This window comes from Oceanithermus desulfurans (assembly GCF_014201675.1).
GTDB lineage: Bacteria > Deinococcota > Deinococci > Deinococcales > Marinithermaceae > Oceanithermus > Oceanithermus desulfurans.
Genome location: NZ_JACHEZ010000003.1, coordinates 61,113 through 80,328, shown reverse-complemented (window position 1 = coordinate 80,328; position 19,216 = coordinate 61,113). Strand labels below are relative to the sequence as shown.

The following is a 19,216-nucleotide window of genomic DNA, read 5'->3' as shown; positions in this document are numbered from 1 at the left end:
GCGCTACTTGCCCACGCAGAAGTTCTGGAAGATGCGGGCGATCGTTTCCTCGCCCGCCTCGCGGCCGGTGATGCGGCCCAGAGCGCGCGCCGCCGCTTCGAGCGACATGCCCATCAGGTCCTCGGGAGCGCCGCGGGCCTCGAGCAGGTGGTCCCGCGCCTCGGCCAGCGCCTCGCGGTGGCGTTCCGAGGTGATCCAGACCTCGCTCTCGGACGCCCGGCCCAGGAGCTGGGCGCGGATCCGGGCGCGCAGGGCGCCCAGGCCGTGTCCGCTGTGGGCGGAGACCTCGAGGAAGTCGGGGTCGTGCCAGGCGGCCGGCAGGTCGGCCTTGGTCGCCAGCCGGATCGTGCGCTCCCAGGGCAGGCTCGGAGGGTCGGGCCGCGGCTGCGAGCGGTCGGCCAGGTAGAGGATGAGGTCGGCTTCGCGCGCCACTGCCAGCGCCCGCTCGACGCCCGCGGCCTCGACCGGGTCGTCGGTGGCGCGCAGGCCGGCGGTGTCCACGGCGACGAGCGGAACCCCTTCGATCTCGAGCGCCGCCTCCAGGTAGTCGCGGGTGGTGCCGGGACGGTCGTGCACCAGCGCCCGCTCGAAGCCCAGGAGCGCGTTGAGCAGGCTCGACTTTCCGGCGTTCGGCGCCCCCACCAGGGCCAGCCGGGCCCCCTCGCGCACCCGGCGCCCCGCGCCCGCGGTGGCCAGGAGGGCCTCGACCTCCGCGAGCACGGAGGCGATCACCCGCTCGGCCTCGTGCGGTTCCACCCCCTCCTCGGGGTAGTCGAGCAGCGCCTGGATGTGGGCCAGCAGGTCCAGCAGCCGCTCTGCGAGGGCGTCGATCTTCTGCGAGAGTTCGCGGGTGAGCCCGCGCAGCGCCTGGCGGCGCGCGGTCTCGCTCTCGGCCTCCACCAGGGCGAGTACGCTCTCCGCCTGCGCCAGGTCCATGCGGCCGTGCAGGTAGGCGCGCAGGGTGAACTCGCCGGGGGCGGCGGGACGGGCGCCGGCGGCGAGGAGCAGGCGCAGCACGCGCCCCAATACGGCGGGCGAGCCGTGGGTCTGGATCTCGACGACGTCCTCGCCGGTGTAGGACCGCGGAGCTCGGAAGACGAGCAGAACGGCCTCGTCCACCGCTTCCCCGGTTTCCGGGTCCACCACCCAGCCGTGCCAGAAACGGCCTCCGGGGCTGGTGCGGGGGTCGCGCCCGCGCCAGACGCGGGCGGCCGTCTCCAGCGCCTGCGGCCCGCTCACCCGCAGCACCCCCACCCCGCCGGGGCCCGGCGGGGTGGCCACGGCGGCGATGGTGTCGTGCAGGCTGGGGAGCATGCCCTAGGCGAAGGCGCGGCGGGCGGCGGCGAGCGTACGCTCGAGGTCTTCGTCGCCGTGGGCGGCCGAGACGAAGGCGGCCTCGTAGGCCGAGGGGGGCCAGTAGACCCCGCCTTCGAGCAGGGCGTGGAAGAAGCGCCGGAACGCCGCGGTGTCGGTTTTCGAGGCCGTTTCGAAGCCGCTGACCGGGCCTTCGGTGAAAAAGACGGTGAGCATCGAGCCCACCCGGTTGATCGTGTGGGGCACGCCCGCCGCGGTCAGGGCGGCGGCGAGCCCTTCCTGCAGCCGCGCCCCGTAGGCCTCCAGACGGTCGTAGATCTCCGGCTCGCGCTCCAGGGCCTGCAGGGTGGCCAGCCCCGCGGCCATGGCCAGCGGGTTGCCGGAGAGGGTGCCCGCCTGGTAGACCGGCCCCTCGGGGGCCACCTGGGCCATCACCTCGGCGCGGCCGCCGTAGGCGGCGGCCGGAAGCCCCCCGCCCAGGATCTTGCCCAGGGTGACCAGATCGGGCTCGAGTCCGTAGCGCTCGGTGGCCCCGCCCGGGGCGAGCCGGAAACCGGTCATGACCTCGTCGGCGACGAGCAGGGCGCCGTACTCGCGGGTAAGCCGCCGGAGCGCGGCGAGGAAGTCCGGCCGCGGGGGAATGACGCCGGCGTTGCCGACGACCGGCTCGAAGATGACCGCCGCGATCCGCTCGCCGTGTTCCGCGAAGATCGCCTCCAGCGCTTCGGGGTCGTTGTAGCTCCCCACCAGGGTGAGCCCGGCGTAGGCCTCCGGCACCCCCGCGCTCGAAGGCCGGCCGAAGGTGAGCGCGCCCGAACCGGCCTCGACGAGGAGGCCGTCGGCGTGGCCGTGGTAGTTGCCCCTGAACTTGAGCACGTGGTCGCGCCCGGTGAAGCCGCGGGCTACGCGCAGCGCGCTCATCGTCGCCTCGGTGCCCGAGTTGACGAAGCGCAGCCGCTCGAGCACCGGGTAGACCCGGCGCGCCGCCTCGGCCAGGGCGACCTCGAGCGGATGAGGCGCCCCGAAGCTCAGCCCCGCGGCGGCCGTCTCCTGCACCGCCCGCACCACTTCGGGGTGGGCGTGGCCCAGGATCAGCGGCCCCCAGCTGCCCACGTAGTCCACGTACTCGTTGCCGTCGGCGTCCCAGACCCGGCTGCCCCGGCCCCTGACCAGGAAGCGCGGGGTGCCGCCGACCGAGCCGAAGGCGCGCACCGGACTGGAGACCCCGCCCGGCAGCAGCGCCCGTGCGGCTTGGAAAAGGCGTTCGTTTTCGCTCGTTCGCATACCCTCACAGGTTACCCTGCCCCCGCAGGTCGTTCCACCGTGGCGCGGACCACCGCGTCGCCGGTCGGGTCGTCGGCGATGGCCAGGTGGCGTCCGGCGGCGGCGACGTTGCTGCGTCCTTCGAAGTGAAGGTCGTAGAGGTCGCCGTTCAGCATCGGATTGAGTCCGTAGCGCAGGTTCTCGCGCCCGCGCAGCTGTTTCGCGAGCCCCTCCTGCAGCCAGACCTCGCCCTCGATGCGGGCGGGGTCGGCGCTCCAGGGCCCGTTCCAGGCCGCGGCGTTCGCCGAGGGCTGCACCAGGAGCCAGGCGCCGGCGGCGTCCACGCGCTCGACCAGTGCTTCGTGAAAGGCGTCGAGGCAGATGAGCACGCCCAGCCGCCCCAGGCGGGTGTGGACGACGTGCGGTCCGAAGCCGCCGCGGCTCAGGAAGGCCTTGCGTTCGTCGGGGGTGAGCCGGAGCTTGGGAATCCGCGCGAGGACGCGGCCCTCGGGAGAGAAGAGCGCCAGCCAGTTGTACGCGGCCGGACCCTGGAGGTGCAGACCCCGGGCGGGCTCGTGGTCCACCAGCGGGCCGAACAGCGAGCCGGCGACGAGGTAGCTCCCCGTCGCCCGCGCCGCCTCGCCAAAGACCTCGCGGTAGACGGGCCAGACCGCCGGCATGCGCTTCAGGTAGAGCAGGTCGGGCGCGGGGCGGCGCAGCAGCGCCCGCGGGTCCTCGAGCAGACCCCTGCCCAAAAGCCGCAGGCCGGCGGCGAGGGCCGTGGGTGCTGCGGCAACCGCGTCGGGGGTGTCGAGCCAGAAGACGAGCGGCAGCGCGTAGGCCTCGGGAAAGGCCACCACCCGGCCCTCGCGGGGCGGCAGCCCCGCCACCGCGCGGTGGGCGAGCTCGAGGGTGCGCTCGCGGAACGCCGCGGCGCTGCGGTAGGCCTGGGGCTCGACGCGCGCCTGCACCGCGACCAAGTGAACGTCCATACCCCAGGGTACCCTACCCCCGGCCGCCTTCGCCGATCGGGTATGGGGTAGCCTAGGCCACACAAAACCCGCCTTTTTATGCTAAACTCTGATACGTGTGTTGATACCCCTACCGGGGTATATCCCTGACACAGACCGAGGAGGAAGCATGCCGCTACTGGGAGAACAAGAACAGCAGATCGTCCGTGACCGCCTGGGCAACCTGACCCGCGACGTGGAACTCGTCCTTTTCACCGACACGTCCACGATCGTCGCGCCGGGCAAGGAGCCCTGCATGTACTGCAAGGAGACGCAGCAGTTACTCGAAGAGATCGCGCCGCTTTCGGACAAGGTGCACCTGGTGGTGTACGACCTCGCGACCCCCGAGGGCAAGGCCAAGGCCGAGGAGATGCGGGTCGAGGACGCCCCCACCATCATCCTGCGCGAGCAGGGCACGGACGCCGTCAACGTACGTTACCGCGGCATCCCCGCCGGCTACGAGTTCGCCAGCCTGCTCGAGGATATCGAGATGATCGGCCGCGACGGCCACGGCCTGCCCGAGGACGTGGTCAAGGAGCTGAACGACCTCCCCTCGGAGGTCACCATGCAGGTCTTCGTCACCCCCACCTGCCCCTACTGCCCGCAGGCGGTGCGCACCGCCCACCGCTTCGCCTACGCTTCGCCCAAGATCATGGGCGAGATGGTGGAGGCCCAGGAGTTCCCCGCGCTTTCGCAGAAGCACAACATCAGCGGCGTCCCCGACGCCATCATCAACGGCGGGGTGCAGCGGGTGCTCGGCGCCCAGCCGGTCTCCGCCTTCCTGGAAGCCGTCAAGAAAGCCGTCGCCGCGACGGCGTAGCAGATTCGCGGAGGGGGCCCGGCCCCCTCCGCTTCGGTTAGGAGGACGTGGTATGCGCAAGTGGACCGTTTTGTGGGGCATCCTGCTGCTCGTCCTGGCGGCCTGCGCCCCCAAGGGCTCGTACACGAACGTCACCGCCGACGACCTCTACGCCCAGCTGGGGCGCCCCGACGTGCTCATCGTCGACGTCCGCACCCCCGCCGAGTACGCCGAGGGCCACATCGCCGGGGCGGTCAACCGGCCGCTGCAGACCATCGAGAGCTGGTACAAGGAGCTTCCCAAGGACAAGCCGGTGTACCTGTACTGCCGCAGCGGCAACCGCAGCCAGCAGGCCGCGGAGTTCCTGAAGAAGAAGGGGTTCCGCAACATCTACAACGAACAGGGCGGCATCCTCGCCTGGCTCCAGCGAAACTACCCGGTCGTTCGCTAAGGAGGGGCGATGAAGAAGGTCAACCTCACCGCCCTGATCGTCGTGGTCTTCGCCGCTGCGCTCCTCGGCTGGTACCTGCTCGCGCCGGGCAGCTCCGGGAAGCGTCCGACCGCCGTCGACGTTCCCGACATCCGCCTCAGCACCCTGGGGGGGCGCGAGGTGGAGCTCAGGCAGTTCCTCGGCCGTCCCCTCGTGCTCAACCTCTGGGCGACCTGGTGCCCGCCCTGCCGGCGGGAGATGCCGCTGCTGGCCCGCACCGCCGCGGCCCGCTCCGACGTGGCCTTCGTCTTCGCCAGCCAGGACCAGGGCCGCTCGGCGCCGCTGGTGCGTTCGTTCCTGGACGACTCCGGCCTGGTCATGGAGTGGGTGTTGCTCGACCCCCAGAACGTTCTGCAGCGCAAGCTCGCCACCACCGGGCTGCCGACCACCTACTTCTTCGACGCAGGGGGCCGGCTCGTCGCCAAGCACGTGGGCGAGATCAGCCCGCGCATCCTCGAGGCCTCGCTGGCGCAGATCGCGCGCTGAGCGGACCGCGACGGGGCCGCCGTCCGCGGACGGCGGCCCCGTCGCTTTAGGATGGGGGCATGGATCCGATCCGCTACCCCTACCCCTCCCGCAAGCACGTCCTCTTCGGCGCCCGCGGCGCGGTGGCCACCAGCCAGCCGCTCGCCACCTCGGCGGGGCTGGGGATGCTCGAGCGCGGCGGCAGCGCGGTCGACGCCGCCGTGGCCATGGCCGCGGCGCTGGTCGTCTGCGAGCCCACCTCCAACGGCCTGGGCTCGGACGCCTTCGCCATCGTCGCCGACGGGGAAGAGGTCTTCGGGCTGAACGCCTCGGGCCCCAGCCCCCGGGCGCTGCCGTCCGAGCGCTGGCTGGGGGCGGCGGCCATGCCGCGCTGGGGCTGGCCGTCCGTTACCGTGCCCGGCGCGGTGGCGGCGTGGCAGGCGCTGCACGAACGCTGGGGGCGGCTGCCCTGGAGCGAGGTGCTGGCTCCGGCCATCCGCTACGCCGAGGAGGGGTTCCCGGTCTCGCCGGAGACGGCGCGGGCCTGGCGGCGCGCCGCCCGCGCTTACCGCGGCCTCGAGGGCGAGGTCCACGGCTACTTCCTCGAGACCTTCTTCCCGGGTGGATACGCCCCCGCCCCCGGGGAGGTCTGGCGCAACCCCGACCTGGCCGCGAGCCTGCGTCGCATCGCCGAGGAGGGGTCCGGCTGGTTCTACCGGGGCGGTTTCGCCGAGGCGCTCGAGCGCTTTGCCCGCGCGACCGGGGGCTACCTGCGCGCCGCCGACCTCGCCGACTACGCGCCCGAGTGGGTGATGCCGCTCGCCGCCCGCTGGGGCGAGCTCGAAGTCCTCGAGCTGCCCCCCAACGGGCAGGGCGTGGCCGCGTTGCTCGCCCTCAAGATCCTGCGCCACCTGCCCCTGGAAGGGCACCCGCGCGAGTCGCTGGAGGCCTACCACCTGCAGATCGAGGCCATGAAGCTGGCCTTCGCCGACGTGCCCGCCCACGTGACCGATCCGGCCGAGATGCGCCTTCCGGTCGAGGCCTTGCTCGACGAGGATTACGCGCGCCAGCGCGCGCGCCTCGTGGGGCGCGAGGCCATGGCGCCGCCGCCCAGCGGGCTGCCCCGCGGAGGGACGGTCTACCTGGCGGCGGCGGCCGGCGGGCAGTCGGTCAGCTTCATTCAGTCGAACTACATGGGGTTCGGCGCGGCCGTGGCCGTGCCCGGAACCGGCGCGGCGCTGCAGAACCGCGGCGCCGGCTTCAGCACCGACCCCGAACACCCGGGCCGCGTCGCCCCGGCCAAGCGCCCCTTCCACACGATCATTCCCGGATTCTTCGCCAAGGACGGCCGCCCCTGGGGGCCGTTCGGGCTGATGGGCGGTTTCATGCAGCCCCAGGGGCACCTGCAGCTGGCCCTCAACCTGGGCCTCTACGACCTCAACCCCCAGAGCGCGCTCGACGCGCCGCGCTGGCAGGTGGCCGAGGGGGGCGAGGTCTGGCTCGAGCAGGGCGTCCCCCAGCACGTGGCCCAGGGGCTGGCCGACCGTGGCCACGCGGTGCGCGTCTTCGCCGAGGGGGGTCCGTTTGGCAAGGGGCAGATCCTGCTGCGCGAGGGCGGCGTCTGGTGGGCCGCCAGCGAGCCGCGCGCCGACGGCCAGGCGCAGGTCATCTAGCCGCTCAGGCGCTCGGCCAGCCGCCGGGCGTAGAGCGGCGCGAGCAGGTAGGCGGTGGAGCCGAAGCCGCCGATGACCCAGCCGCCGCCCCGCTGGTAGAGGTAGCGGCCTTCCGTACGCCAGCGCACCCCCGCCCAGACCCCCGTGGGCGTGGGGGTGAAGCCGAGCAACTCCCGCGCCCGCGCCAGCATCCAGGCGACCTCTTCGTACCGGGTCACGTGGGGCGAAAACCGCTCGGCGTGCGGCAGGTAGGAGCCGCCGATCGCGTGGCCCGCGGCGTAAACGCCGTGGGCGCGCGCCACCGGAAAGCGCTCGGCGACGAGGAGCTGGCTGCCGGCGCTGAAGCGTCCGCCCACGCCGGCCAAAGCGGCCCCTTCGGCGCCCGCCGCCCAGACGACCCGGTCCGCGCGCAATACGCGTCCGCCGGCGAGCCGCACCCGCGTCGCCTCCCAGGCCACCGCCCGGTCGCGGACCCGGGGCAGGCCGGCGGCCATGCGCGCCCTGAGCGTGCGCGCCTCGACCCAGAAGGCCTCCGGCAGCCAGACGCCGTCCTCGCGCCAGGCGTGCGCGACGGCGCTCGCAGCGAGCTTGCGTCGCCACTTGGCGCGAAGCTCGGGTTCCACCGGCCGCCACACGCCCCGGTGCAGCGGCAGGAAGCGGCCGTAGACCGCGGCGGCGAGGGGCAGGGCCTCCCCGGCTTCGGCGACGACGCTGCCGCGGCGTCCGCGGACCGGGTTCACCATCGCCACGGCGAGGCCGCGCCGGTTCTGCGGGTCGACGAGGGTCACCCCCCAGCCGGCTTCCCGCAGGGCCAGGGCGACGTTCAGCCCCACGATGCCGGCGCCGACGACCAGGGCTTCCACGGCCGCCTACCGTTCGAAGCGGTACTGCTCGCCGTCCCGCCGGCATAGCCCGCGGGCTTCGAGGTTCTCCAGGGTGGCGCGGGCGGTGTCGGGGTCTACGCCGGCGGCGATCAGGTCGGCGGGTTCGACCGCGCCCCCGTGCCGCCAGGCGAGCTTGAAGGCCAGCTGCTCCGCGGCCCCCAGCCCGATGCCGCCGATCACCAGCCGGCGGTTCCAGCGACCGATCAGCGCCCCCAGCAGCACCCCGGCCGTCCAGGCGACGGCGCCGGAGCCCGAGGCGAACCAGGCCAGCGAAAGGCCGAAGACGTAGGCGGTAACGACGAGGACGATCTGGATGGGGTCGAAGACGCGGCGGGGCGCGCTCAGGGCGTAGCTGACCGGCAGCCCGGACACGACCAGCAGCCACAGCAGCAGCGGGCTCACGAGGCCGCCTCCAGCGGTTCGGGGGCCGCGAGCAGGCGCTCCCTTACCTTGCCGAAGAGCAGGTGCGGCGTCGCCTGTTCGATCGTCGCCCGGTAGAGCCCCGCGACCGGCGCCTCCTCGGCGGGCAGCAGCACGGGGTGGTTGCTCTGGTCGTGGCCCTCGACCCAGTGGGCCTCCTTGGCGGGGCCGCGTACCAGCACCTCGACCTCGCGTCCCACCCAGGCCTGGTTGCGCCGCAGGCTCCAGTCCTTCTGCTTCTCGATCAGCCGCTGCAGGCGCTCCACCTTGACCTCGCGCGGCAGGTCCTCGAAGCGCTCGTAGCTGGGCGTGCCGGGGCGCGCCGAGTAGATGAACATGTAGGCGGCATCGAAGCCGACCTCGTCGTAGAGTTCGAGCGTCTGCTGGAAGTCCTCCTCGGTCTCGCCCGGGAAGCCGACGATGATGTCGGTGGAGAGCACCAGCTCGGGCAGCGCCTCGCGCAGCCGCGCCACCCGCTCCAGGTAGTAGGCGCGGCGGTACTCACGCGCCATCCGCCGCAGCACCCGATCCGAACCCGCCTGCACCGGCAGGTGGACGTACTGGCCCACCGCGGGCGTCTCGGCGATGGCCTCGATGATGCGGTCGGAGAAGTTCATGGGGTGGCTGGTCACGAAGCGCAGGCGCCGCACCCCCAGCGCCGCCACCCGGCGGATCAGGTCGGCGAAGTCGGGGTAGGCGGGGTCGTCCTTGCCGTAGGAGTTGACGTTCTGCCCCAGCAGCGTGACCTCGACGATGCCCGCGTCCAGCAGCTGCTCGACCTCGCGCAGAATCAGGTCGGGGTGCCGGCTCACCTCGGGGCCGCGGGTGCGCGGGACCACGCAGTAGGTGCAGCGGTGGTCGCAGCCGCGGATCAGGGTCACGAAGGCGCTGAGCGTTCCCCGGGGCGGCGGCGGGACGACCTCGTCGATTTCGCGGTAGAAGCCCACGTCCCAGAAGGCGCCCGTCTGCGCCAGCGCCTCGGCGATCTTGTGGATGGCCCCCGCGCCCAGCAGCACGTCGACGCCGAACCTGCGCGCGATCGCCTGCCCCTCCTCGAGGCTGGCGAGGCAGCCCATCATCCCGATGAGGAAGGGCTCTTTGCGCCGCTCCTTCTCCTTGCGCAGCTGCCCCAGCAGACTCTTGACCTTCTCGACCGGCTTGCCGCGCACCGCGCAGGTGTTGACCAGGACGAAGTTGGCCTCCTCCACGGTATCGACGAAGCCCGCCCCGATCGAGGCGAGTTCGCTGGCCACCAGATGGGTGTCGTACTCGTTCATCTGGCAGCCGTAGGTGATGAGTTTGACGCGAAGATCGTTCACGGTTCCTCCAGGGAAGGCCGGGGGGATCCCGGGTCCCTTGCCGGTTTCAGGTTAGCACGGGCTCAGGCCCAGCGGACGAAGGCCACCTCGAAGGGCTGGGCGAAGTCCGGGTGCTGGGCGGCGAGGCGCACCCCGTAGACGTAGCTGCCCGGAAGGTCGGGGCGGTAACGGATGTGGTAGTGGAGCCGGCCGTCGTGCGCCTCGGGTTCCGGGAAGGCGACGCGCTGCAGGGGGCCGGTCGCGCCGCGGCGCAACAGCAGCTCGAGCCGCAGGTAGCGGGGATCGATCCCTGCGGGGTCCACGCTCGCGGCCACCTCGAGCGGCTTGCCGTTGAGGCGAAGGTCGCCCGGCGCGCGCGCCTCGAGGCGCACCTGACGCCAGCGCTCGGCCATGCGCTTCTTCCAGGCGGCCAGCTCGCGCGCCCGCGCGTGCCCGCCTTCGCGGAGGACCTGACCGTGGGCTTCGGCGGGCTTGTAGTAGGCGTTCAGGTACTCGTTCACCATCCGCTCAGCCGAGAACGCGGCGCCGGCGGTGCGGATGCTGCGGCGTACCCGGCCCAGCCAGCCGGTGGGGATGCCCTCGGCGTCGCGCGCGTAGAAGAGCGGCAGGATCTCGTGCTCCAGGGTGTCGTAGAGGCTGGCCGCGTCGGCGGCGTCCTGCGCCGCCAGCGAGTCGTAGGCGCGCTCGGTACCGATGGCCCAGCCGTTCTGGCCGTCGTAGGCCTCGGCCCACCAGCCGTCGAGGACGCTGAAGTTGACCCCGCCGTTGAGCGCCGACTTCATCCCCGAGGTGCCCGAGGCTTCCATGGGCCGCCGTGGGGTGTTGAGCCAGAGGTCGGCGCCGAAGACGAGGGTGCGGGCGAGGGCGATGTCGTAGTCCTCCAGCACCAGGATGCGGTCTTCCAGCTCGAGTTCCCGCACCAGGCGCACGATCTTCTGGATCATCGCCTTGCCGGGTTCGTCTTTGGGGTGGGCCTTGCCCGCGAAGACGATCTGGATGGGGTAGGGGCCGTTCACGATCGCCTTGAGGCGCTCGGGGTCGTGGAAGAGCAGGTCGGCGCGCTTGTAGGTGGCGAAGCGGCGCGCGAAGACGACGGTGAGGGTGCCGGGGTCGAGGGCGCGCTCCGCCGCCCGCAGCCGCGCCGGCGGTTCGCCGGCGCGCAGCCGTTGCTCGCCCAGGCGTTCGCGCACGTCGCGGATCAGCTGCTCCCGCAGCGCCCGCCGCGCCGCCCACAGCTCGCCCGCCGGCAGGGCGTCGGTGGCCCAGTGCTCGGGACGGCTGAGGGCGTGCATCCAGCCTTCCGGGAAGTAGCGCTCGTAGAGGTCGCGCAGCACCGGAGCCAGCCAGGTCCAGGTGTGCACGCCGTTGGTGACGTGGCCGATGGGCACCTCTTCGGGCTCCAGCCCCGGCCAGAGGTCGTGGAACATCTTGCGCGAGACCTCGCCGTGCAGCCGGGAGACGCCGCCCGCGAACCGGCTCGTGCGCAGCGCCAGCACCGACATCGAGTAGACCGCGCCGTCCTCGCGCTCCTCGCGCGCGAGGTTCAAGAAGCGCTCGCGGGTGATGCCCAGCCGTTCCCACCAGCCCTGGAGGTAGTGGGCGACCTGTTCGAAGCCGAAGACGTCGTGCCCCGCGGGCACCGGCGTGTGGGTGGTGAAGAGGGCGCTCGCGGCCACGGACTCGAGGGCGGCGTCGAAGTCGAGCCCCTGCTCGGTCAGCTCGCGGATGCGCTCGAGGCCGATGAAGGCCGAGTGCCCCTCGTTCATGTGCCAGACCTCGGGCTCGAGCCCCAGGGCGCGGAGCAGCCGCACCCCCCCGATGCCGAGGACGATCTCCTGGCGCAGCCGCATCCCCGGCTCGGCGTTGTAGAGCTCGGCGGTGATCTCGCGGTCGGCGGGGTCGTTCTCGGGCAGGTCGGTGCTCATCAGGTAGACGGGCACCGTGGCCACCTGCACCTGGTAGGCGGTGATCCAGACCTTGCGTCCTTCGAGCTCGACGCTCACCTTGACGGGCTGCCCCTCGGCGTCGCGCACCGGCAAGAGCGGCAGCTCCTCCGGGTGGAGGGTCTCGTGGTACTCGGTCTGGACGCCCTCGGGGGAGAGGTGCTGGTGGAAGTAGCCGCGGTGGTAGAAGAGGCCCACCCCCACCAGGTTGACCCCCAGGTTGGAGGCGGCCTTGACGTGGTCGCCGGCCAGGATGCCGAGCCCGCCGGCGTAGATGGGCAGCGACTCGTGAAAGCCGAACTCGGCCGAGAAGTAGGCGACCGTCCCGGTGGTGGGCTTCGGCCGCGAGGCCAGGTGGGCCTTGAAGCTCTGGTAGACCGCCTCGACGCTGGCGGTGTACTCGGGGTCGGCGGCCAGGTCGGCCAGGCGTTCGGGCCGGGCCTCGAGCAGGAGCTTGACCGGGTTGTGGCGGCAGGCCTCCCAGAGCACCGGGTTGATCCGCCGGTAGAGCTCCTGAGCCGCCGGGGTCCAGCTCCACCAGAGCCAGACGTTGTAGGCCATCTCCTTGAGGGGGGCCAGCGGCTCGGGCAGCTCGGGAAGTTCGGTGATGCGTCCAAGAACGTTCATGGGCCCTCCTGCTGGGGAAGATTGTAGCACGCCGCGGCGCGTATGGAAACGCTACCAGCCGAACCGGCGCGGTCTCTGGCCTGTGGTAGGCTGAAATCCCGGAGGGTGTGAAGATGAAGTACATTTTCGTTACCGGCGGGGTCGTGAGTTCTCTGGGTAAAGGCATCGTGACCTCGTCGCTGGGGGCCATCCTTCGGGGCCGCGGCTACCGCGTGACCGCGATCAAGGTCGACCCCTACATCAACCTCGACGCGGGCACCATGCGGCCGTACGAACACGGCGAGGTCTTCGTGACCGCGGACGGGGCCGAGACCGACCTGGACATCGGCCACTACGAGCGCTTCTTGGACCTCGACCTATCCCGCAAGAACAACATCACCACCGGCCAGGTCTACAAGGCCGTGATCGAGCGCGAGCGCAAGGGCGAGTACCTCTCCCAGACCGTGCAGGTCATTCCTCACGTCACCGACGAGATCAAGCGCCGCATCCGCGAGGTGGCCGAAGAGCAGGAGGCGGAGATCGCCATCGTCGAGATCGGCGGCACCGTGGGCGACATCGAGAGCCTTCCCTTCCTGGAGGCGATCCGGCAGTTCCAGTTCGACGAGCCGGCCGAGAACACCCTCTACATCCACCTCACCCTGGTCCCCTACCTGCGGACTTCGGAGGAGTTCAAGACCAAGCCCACCCAGCACTCGGTGGCCACGCTGCGGGGGGTCGGTATCCAGCCCGACGCCATCGTGCTGCGCTCCGAGAAGGAGCCGCCCGAGGAGGTGCGCCGCAAGGTGGCGCTGTTCACCAACGTGCGGCCGGAGGCGGTGTTTTCCAGCTACGACGTGAAGGACATCTACGAGGTGCCCCTGGTGCTGGAGGAGCAGGGGCTGGGCAAGCTGGTGGAGAAGAAGCTGGGCCTCGAGCCCGTCTTCCCCAACCTGGGCATCTGGACCGAGGCCGTGCGGGTGTTGCGCGAACCCGAGGACGTCGTCACCGTGGGGGTGGCGGGCAAGTACGTGAAGATGCCCGACGCCTACCTGTCGCTGCTCGAGGCGCTGAAGCACGGGGGCATCAAGAACCGCGTGCGCGTCGAGGTCAAGTGGATCGACGCCGAGGGCCTGATCGAGGGTGACCTGGGCGAGGCCTTCCAGGGGGTGGACGCCATCCTGGTCCCCGGCGGCTTCGGCATCCGCGGCATCGAGGGCAAGATCCGGGCGGTCCAGTACGCGCGCGAGCAGAAGATTCCCTACCTGGGCATCTGCCTGGGGCTGCAGGTGGCCACCATCGAGTTCGCCCGCCACGTCGCCGGCCTGGAGGCGGCCAACTCCACCGAGTTCGACCCCTACACCCCTCACCCGGTCATCGACCTGATGCCCGAGCAGCTCGAGGTCGAGGGCATGGGCGGGACGATGCGCCTGGGCGACTGGCCGATGCAGATCCGCCCCGGTACGCTGCTCGAGCGCGTCTACGGCGGAGCGCGCACGGTGAACGAACGCCACCGCCACCGCTACGAGGTCAACCCCGCCTACGTCGAGCTGCTCACCCAGGCGGGGCTGGTGGTCAGCGGCGTGACCCCGGGGATGCAGGGCCGCGGTACCGGCCTGGTCGAGGCCATCGAGCTCGCAGGCCACCCCTTCTTCCTGGCCCTGCAGTCGCACCCCGAGTTCAAGAGCCGCCCCATGCGCCCCAGCCCGCCCTTTGCGGCCTTCGTCGCCGCCGCTCTGGAGCACAAACGGGCGCACCGGGTGCTGGCCGCGGGCGAGGCGGCGGACGCCCCCGAGGCCTGAGCGCTCAGACGGTCAGGTCGGCGAACTGCCGCGCCGTACGACCCGAGAACCCTCGCCCCTCCAGGGCGAAGCGCAGCGCCTCGCTGCGGGTGGCCTCGTCCAGCTCTTCCCGGCCCAGGTGCCGGGCCACCGCGCGCAGGTAGAGCTTCTGGTCGAAGGGGGGAAAGGTGAGCTGCAGACCGAAGCGGTCGGCCAGGGCCAGCTTCTCCTGGACGCCGTCCCAGGCCGCGGGTTCGGCGTCGGGGTCGGGCCGGTCGCTCCAGCGCTCGCGGATCAGGTTCTTGCGGTTCGAGGTGGCGACGAAGAGGACGTTGTCCGGAGCGGCCCAGACCGCGCCGTCGAGGAGCAGCTTCAGCTTGCGCCAGCCGGGGTCGGCGGCGTCGTAGGCCAGGTCGTCGATGTAGAGCACGAAGCGCTGGGGCAGGCCGCGCACCCGCTCGAGCAGCTGCGGCAGGCGCTCCAGCCCTTCGGGCAGCACCTCCACCAGCCGCAGCCCCCGTTCGGCGTAGCGGCTGCGCAGCGCCTTCACCGCGGTGGACTTGCCGGTGCCGCGCGCCCCGTAGAGCAGTACCGGAAGCGCGGGCTTGCCGCTCAGGAAGCGCTCGACGTTGGCGCGCAGGCGCGCGAGCTGGGGTTCGTAGCCGACGAACCGGTCTTCGTCGGCCGGGTCCGGGTGGGGAACGGGCTCGAGCGCGCCGGTCCAGACGAAGGCGCTGTAGAGCGCGAAGGGTGCGTGGCCGTGGGTGCGGAAGAGCTCCACCAGCTGTTCCGCGCCGCCCTGGTCGAGCACCTCGAGCGCCGCCCACTCGGCCGCCAGCGCCTCCCGGCAGCCCAGGTCCGAAAGCGCGTGGCTCGCCTGCAGCCAGGAGCGCAGCGCGCGCAGGCGCTCCAGGTCCTCGTCGACGAGGCGCAGCAGCCCGGCGGGGGTGCCGTCGAGGAAGCGCCGCGCCAGCGCTTCGGCGCCGAAGAGCGCCCGCGCCAGCAGCCAACCCCAGGGGTCGCCGTGGGGAAGGGGCTCGGCGAGCAGGGCGCGGACCGGATCGGGCCCCGTCAGCCCTTCGGGCAGCGGGATCAGGCGCGGCGGCTCGGGCGTCATGGCCCTATTCTAGCGCCAAGAAAAAACCGCCCCGAAGGGCGGTGGCTGGTGGGCCGTGTAGGACTCGAACCTACAACCAACCGATTAAGAGTCGGTGGCTCTACCAATTGAGCTAACGGCCCAAGGCCAAGCACCACTCTAGCCCGAAACGCCGGAGGCGTCAAGACGAGAACGCGCGTCCAGGCGCGCGGAACCGCGCGGGCGGGCAAGGAAAAGGGGCCCCCGAGGGGGCCCCGGAGCGCGCCGGCGCGCTAGCGGCGGGCGGCGGCGAACTTTTCGCCCACCACGTCGAAGTTCACCACGTTCCAGAAGGCCGCGATGTAGTCGGGACGGCGGTTCTGGTACTTGAGGTAGTAGGCGTGTTCCCAGACGTCGAGGCCGAGGATGGGGGTCAGCCCCTGCATCACCGGGTTGTCCTGGTTGGGGGTCGAGAGGACGTGCAGCCGGTTCCAGGGGTCGAGGGCCAGCCAGGCCCAGCCGGAGCCGAAGCGGGTGGCCGCGGCCTTGGCGAAGGCGTCCTTGAAGGCGTCGAAGGAGCCGAAGGCGGCTTCGATGGCCCGGGCCAGCTCGCCGCTGGGCGCGTGGGCGCCTCCGGGGGCGATGACCTCCCAGAAGAGGCTGTGGTTGAGGTGGCCGCCGCCGTTGTTGCGCACCGCGGTCTGGATCTCGGCGGGCAGCGCGGAGAGGTGGGTGAGCAGTTCTTCCACGCTCGCGCCGTGCAGGAAGGCGTGGCCTTCCAGGGCCTTGTTCAGGTTGTTCACGTAGCCGCCGTGGTGCTTGGTGTGGTGGATCTCCATCGTGCGCGCGTCGATGTGGGGCTCCAGGGCGTCGTACGCGTAACCAAGGTCGGGCAGTTCAAACGGGTAGGGCATTCCAACCTCCTTCTTTCCCGCCCGCGGGGGGCGCATCCTTAGCATACTGCACCGGTTTACTCGGAATTGTCAAACGCCCGGGACGGCGTGCCGTCCCGGGCGCAGCCGAAGAACCCCTAGCGACCCGGGATGCCGGGCTCGGTCATCTTCCAGGGGTCGAGAATGGCGTTCAGCTCGTCCTCGGGGAGGACCTGCTCCTCGAGGCAGACCTCGCGCACGGTCTTGCCCTCGGCCACCGCCTTCTTGGCGATCTGAGCGGCGCGGTCGTAGCCGATCACCGGGGCCAGGCTGGTCACCATGGCCAGGCTCCACTCCACGTAGCTGGCGGCCTTTTCGCGGTCGGCCTCCATGCCCGCCACGGCCTTGTCGGTGAAGACGCGCACCGCGTTGGCCAGGAAGGTGATGGACTCGAGCAGGTTGCGCGCGATCACCGGCATCATCACGTTCAGGTCGAGGTTGCCGTGGGTGTTGGCCACCTGCACGGTGGTGGCGTTGCCGATGACCTGGGTGCAGACCATCATCAGCGCCTCGGCCATCACCGGGTTGACCTTCCCCGGCATGATCGACGAGCCCGGCTGCACCGCCGGCAGCTTGATCTCGGCGATGCCGCAGCGGGGGCCGCTGGAGAGCCAGCGGATGTCGTTGGCCACCTTGATCAGGCTGGTGGCCACCGTCGCCAGCTGCCCCGCGAGCTCCACCGCGGCGTCCTTGGAGTGCTGAGCTTCGAAGTGGTTCGCCGCCTCCCGGAAGGGCAGCCCGAAGCGCGCGGCCAGCTTCTCGGCCACGCGGCGACCGAACTCGGGGTGGGTGTTGATCCCGGTGCCCACCGCCGTGCCCCCCTGGGCCAGCTCGTAGATGCGCGGCAGGGTGCTTTCGATGCGCTCGATGGCGAGCTCGACCTGGCGGGCCCAGCCGCTGGCCTCCTGCCCCATGCGGATGGGGGTGGCGTCCATCAGGTGGGTGCGCCCGATCTTGACCACGTCGTCCCAGAGCTCCGCCTTATCCACGAGCGCCGCGTGCAGGTGCCTGAGCGCGGGGAGCAGCTTCTCGTTCACCTCGACGGCGAGCGCGACGTGGATCGCCGTGGGGATGGTGTCGTTGGACGACTGACCATAGTTGACGTGGTCGTTGGGGTGCACCGGGTCCTTGCCGCCGCGCCGGCCGGTCAGGATCTCGTTGGCGCGGCCGGCGATCACCTCGTTGGTGTTCATGTTGGTCGAGGTGCCGGAGCCGGTCTGGAAGATATCGACCACGAACTGGTCGTCGAGCTTGCCTTCGATGACCTCTTCGGCGGCCTGCAGAATGGCGCGGGCGCGCTCCTCGTCGAGCAGGCCCAGCTCTAGGTTCACCGAAGCCGCGGCGTGCTTGATCGCCCCCATGGCCTGGATGAAGGTGCGGGGGAAACGCAAGCCGGAGATGGGGAAGTTCTCCACCGCGCGGGCCGTCTGGGCGCCGTAGTAGGCGTCGGCGGGAACCTTCAGCTCGCCCATCGAGTCCTTCTCGATCCTGTATTCCATCGTCGACCTCCAGTCCAGATTCTACGCCCCGTTTGTTGGACAGGCGTCCTAGGCGCTAGGATGCGGGCATGTCGTTCGTGGACCTGGTCATCGTCGGTGCGGGGCCGGTGGGTCTGGCCGCCGCGCTGGAGGCGGAGCGGCTCGGTTTGAGCGGCGTGGTCTTCGAGGCGCGGCGGCCGGCCGCGAGCATCGAGGGGTTCCCCGCCCGCATGCCCTTCTTTTCCGAGGGGCGCAAGATCGAGATCGGCGGGCATCCCGTGGCGGTGCTGGGGGCGAAGCCGCTGCGGGAGGAGGCGCTGGTCTACTACCGCCGCATCGCCGAGCGCCTGCGGCTGACCCTCGTCCACCGCACCCGGGTGACGGGGCTCGAGGGCGAGCTGGGGGCCTTCCGCGCCCTCTTCGAGGGGCCGCGCGGCCCCGGCGAGGTCTGGAGCCGGGCGGTGGCGGTGGCCACGGGCTACTTCTTCAACCCACGGCGGCTGGGGGTGCCGGGGGAGGAGCTTCCCTGGGTCCGTCACGGCTATCGGGACGCGCTCGAGCACTGGGGCGAGCGCGTCCTCGTCGTCGGCGGCTCGAACAGCGCGGTGGAGGCCGCGCTGGACCTGTGGCGCGCCGGAGCCCGGGTCACCCTCGTCCACCGCGGCTCCGACGTGGGGCCGGGGGTGAAGTACTGGCTGCGGCCCGACTTCGAGAACCGCGTGCGCGAGGGGGCGATCCGCGCCCTCTTTTCCACCCGGGTGCTGCGCTTCGAGCCGGGCCGGGCGGTGGTGAAGGGGCCCGATGGGGAAGCGGCGCTGGAGGTGGACCGGGCGGTGGTGCTCATCGGCTACCGCGCCGACGACGCGCTGCTGCGCGCCGCGGGCGCCCGCTACGCCGGCGGAAAGCCGGTGCTTACGGACCGTTTCGAAACCAGCGTGCCCGGCCTCTTCGCTCTGGGCAGCGCCGGCTACGGCGAGGAGACCCGCAGCGTCTTCATCGAAAACGGCCGCGAGCACGCCCGCGCCGCGGTGGGGGAGATCGCCCGGCGGTTGCGCGGGACGGGCGGCGCAACGGAATGAACGCCGGGGTGGCAGGACCCCGGCGTTCGCGCGGAAAGGAGGGTTAGGCTACTTGTTTTCCTCGTGTTCCTCGCCGGCTTCGACGTTGCCCACCGGATCGGTCTTGAGGTTGAAGTTGATGTAGGCCTCGACCGGCTGGGCCGGCAGCTTGTACTCGACATACCCGTGGCCCGTCGCCTTGTGGCAGCCGTTGCAGCCCTCGACGGCCGCCTGGTAGTCCTTTTCGAAGGAGGTCCAGTCCTTGCTGCTGATGTCCTTCTCGAGCGGGTCCAGGTAGGCGTGCTCGAACGAGGCCAGTAGCGGCGCGTTCTTCGGTCGGGTGATCTCGCCGACCTCCTGGATCTCGATGGCTTCCTTGAGCTGGTACTGCGCCAGGCCCCAGTTGCCGCCCTTGGCGGCGTAGTAGGTGTTGGCGAAGCGGTCGCCGTACTCGATCATGACCGTGCCTAAGCCTGGCTGGATCTTGGCCAGGGCGTTGACCCGGTCTTCCAGCGACCCGTTGTAGATGTCCATGGTTTTCTCAGCGGCGAAGACGATGAGGATGAGACCGGCCAGTGCGAGAGCCAAAACGTACAAACGCTTTTTCATCGGCGTCTCCTTTCACCGACCAATTTAACGAGCCGCTTTGGGGCGTCCAAGGGGCCAAATGACTCATGAAAAGTAATTCATGACACATATATGAACAGGT

At 71.2% G+C, this 19,216-nt stretch carries 17 protein-coding genes and 1 tRNA gene; 6 read left to right on the top strand and 12 right to left on the bottom strand.

What is annotated here, in order from left to right:
- Positions 1-3 precede the first annotated feature (3 nt).
- Genes mnmE through HNQ05_RS04585 form a run of 3 tightly spaced genes read right to left on the bottom strand, consistent with a single transcriptional unit; the run spans position 4 to position 3,569 of the window.
- A complete protein-coding gene (gene mnmE / locus HNQ05_RS04595) occupies positions 4-1,314 on the bottom strand; it encodes a tRNA uridine-5-carboxymethylaminomethyl(34) synthesis GTPase MnmE (RefSeq protein WP_147147710.1) in 1,311 nt (436 codons plus the stop codon).
- Positions 1,315-1,317: 3 nt separating this feature from the next.
- Positions 1,318-2,598 (bottom strand): glutamate-1-semialdehyde 2,1-aminomutase, encoded by a 1,281-nt coding sequence (hemL, locus tag HNQ05_RS04590; protein WP_147147708.1) that lies wholly within the window; start codon positions 2,596-2,598, stop codon positions 1,318-1,320.
- A gap of 11 nt (positions 2,599-2,609) precedes the next feature.
- Positions 2,610-3,569: a nitrilase-related carbon-nitrogen hydrolase gene (locus HNQ05_RS04585; RefSeq protein ID WP_147147706.1), complete on the bottom strand. Its 960-nt coding sequence runs from the start codon at positions 3,567-3,569 to the stop codon at positions 2,610-2,612.
- Positions 3,570-3,717: 148 nt separating this feature from the next.
- On the opposite strand from HNQ05_RS04585, the gene pdo reads away from it, so the two are divergent.
- From pdo to HNQ05_RS04565, 4 genes are read left to right on the top strand one after another with little or no spacing between them, the layout of a single operon-like run.
- Positions 3,718-4,407: a protein disulfide oxidoreductase gene (pdo, locus tag HNQ05_RS04580; protein ID WP_147147704.1), complete on the top strand. Its 690-nt coding sequence runs from the start codon at positions 3,718-3,720 to the stop codon at positions 4,405-4,407.
- 52 nt (positions 4,408-4,459) lie between these two features.
- Positions 4,460-4,837 carry a rhodanese-like domain-containing protein gene (locus tag HNQ05_RS04575; RefSeq protein ID WP_147147702.1) on the top strand — a complete coding sequence of 126 codons (378 nt, stop codon included), beginning with the start codon at positions 4,460-4,462 and terminating at the stop codon, positions 4,835-4,837.
- A 9-nt stretch (positions 4,838-4,846) separates the two neighbouring features.
- Positions 4,847-5,362 carry a TlpA family protein disulfide reductase gene (locus tag HNQ05_RS04570; protein ID WP_147147701.1) on the top strand — a complete coding sequence of 172 codons (516 nt, stop codon included), beginning with the start codon at positions 4,847-4,849 and terminating at the stop codon, positions 5,360-5,362.
- 59 nt (positions 5,363-5,421) lie between these two features.
- On the top strand, positions 5,422-7,014 hold the full coding sequence (locus tag HNQ05_RS04565; protein ID WP_147147699.1) for a gamma-glutamyltransferase family protein: 1,593 nt from the start codon (positions 5,422-5,424) through the stop codon (positions 7,012-7,014).
- On the opposite strand, the gene HNQ05_RS04560 is transcribed toward HNQ05_RS04565, so the two are convergent.
- From HNQ05_RS04560 to glgP, 4 genes are all read right to left on the bottom strand, one after another.
- Positions 7,011-7,877 (bottom strand): FAD-dependent oxidoreductase, encoded by an 867-nt coding sequence (locus tag HNQ05_RS04560; protein WP_147147697.1) that lies wholly within the window; start codon positions 7,875-7,877, stop codon positions 7,011-7,013. The two genes, HNQ05_RS04565 and HNQ05_RS04560, sit on opposite strands and share 4 nt — an antisense overlap.
- Positions 7,878-7,883: 6 nt before the next feature.
- Positions 7,884-8,300, bottom strand: coding sequence for a hypothetical protein (locus tag HNQ05_RS04555; RefSeq protein WP_147147695.1), 417 nt, complete (start codon positions 8,298-8,300; stop codon positions 7,884-7,886).
- The gene (miaB, locus tag HNQ05_RS04550; RefSeq protein WP_221266790.1) at positions 8,297-9,595 is read right to left on the bottom strand and encodes a tRNA (N6-isopentenyl adenosine(37)-C2)-methylthiotransferase MiaB; all 1,299 of its coding nucleotides are present in this window, start codon (positions 9,593-9,595) and stop codon (positions 8,297-8,299) included. The genes HNQ05_RS04555 and miaB overlap by 4 nt, the downstream gene beginning before the upstream one ends.
- Before the next feature lie 104 nt (positions 9,596-9,699).
- Positions 9,700-12,207, bottom strand: a complete 2,508-nt coding sequence (glgP, locus tag HNQ05_RS04545) for an alpha-glucan family phosphorylase (protein WP_147147690.1) — start codon at positions 12,205-12,207, stop codon at positions 9,700-9,702.
- A gap of 113 nt (positions 12,208-12,320) precedes the next feature.
- Here glgP and pyrG point away from each other — a divergent pair, with 113 nt between their 5' ends.
- On the top strand, positions 12,321-13,985 hold the full coding sequence (pyrG, locus tag HNQ05_RS04540) for a CTP synthase (protein ID WP_147147688.1): 1,665 nt from the start codon (positions 12,321-12,323) through the stop codon (positions 13,983-13,985).
- A gap of 4 nt (positions 13,986-13,989) precedes the next feature.
- On the opposite strand, the gene HNQ05_RS04535 is transcribed toward pyrG, so the two are convergent.
- The 4 genes from HNQ05_RS04535 to HNQ05_RS04520 form a co-directional block, all read right to left on the bottom strand.
- Positions 13,990-15,081: an ATP-binding protein gene (locus HNQ05_RS04535; protein ID WP_147147686.1), complete on the bottom strand. Its 1,092-nt coding sequence runs from the start codon at positions 15,079-15,081 to the stop codon at positions 13,990-13,992.
- A gap of 46 nt (positions 15,082-15,127) precedes the next feature.
- Positions 15,128-15,203: transfer RNA gene (locus HNQ05_RS04530), tRNA-Lys, on the bottom strand.
- A 129-nt stretch (positions 15,204-15,332) separates the two neighbouring features.
- Positions 15,333-15,953, bottom strand: a complete 621-nt coding sequence (locus HNQ05_RS04525; protein ID WP_147147684.1) for a superoxide dismutase — start codon at positions 15,951-15,953, stop codon at positions 15,333-15,335.
- Between the two features lie 116 nt (positions 15,954-16,069).
- Positions 16,070-17,470 (bottom strand): class II fumarate hydratase, encoded by a 1,401-nt coding sequence (locus tag HNQ05_RS04520; protein ID WP_147147682.1) that lies wholly within the window; start codon positions 17,468-17,470, stop codon positions 16,070-16,072.
- A 68-nt stretch (positions 17,471-17,538) separates the two neighbouring features.
- Here HNQ05_RS04520 and HNQ05_RS04515 point away from each other — a divergent pair, with 68 nt between their 5' ends.
- A complete protein-coding gene (locus tag HNQ05_RS04515; protein ID WP_147147680.1) occupies positions 17,539-18,528 on the top strand; it encodes an NAD(P)-binding domain-containing protein in 990 nt (329 codons plus the stop codon).
- A 48-nt stretch (positions 18,529-18,576) separates the two neighbouring features.
- Here the strand turns inward: HNQ05_RS04515 and HNQ05_RS04510 are convergent, their stop codons facing one another.
- Positions 18,577-19,116: a hypothetical protein gene (locus HNQ05_RS04510; RefSeq protein ID WP_147147678.1), complete on the bottom strand. Its 540-nt coding sequence runs from the start codon at positions 19,114-19,116 to the stop codon at positions 18,577-18,579.
- Positions 19,117-19,216: the final 100 nt, after the last annotated feature.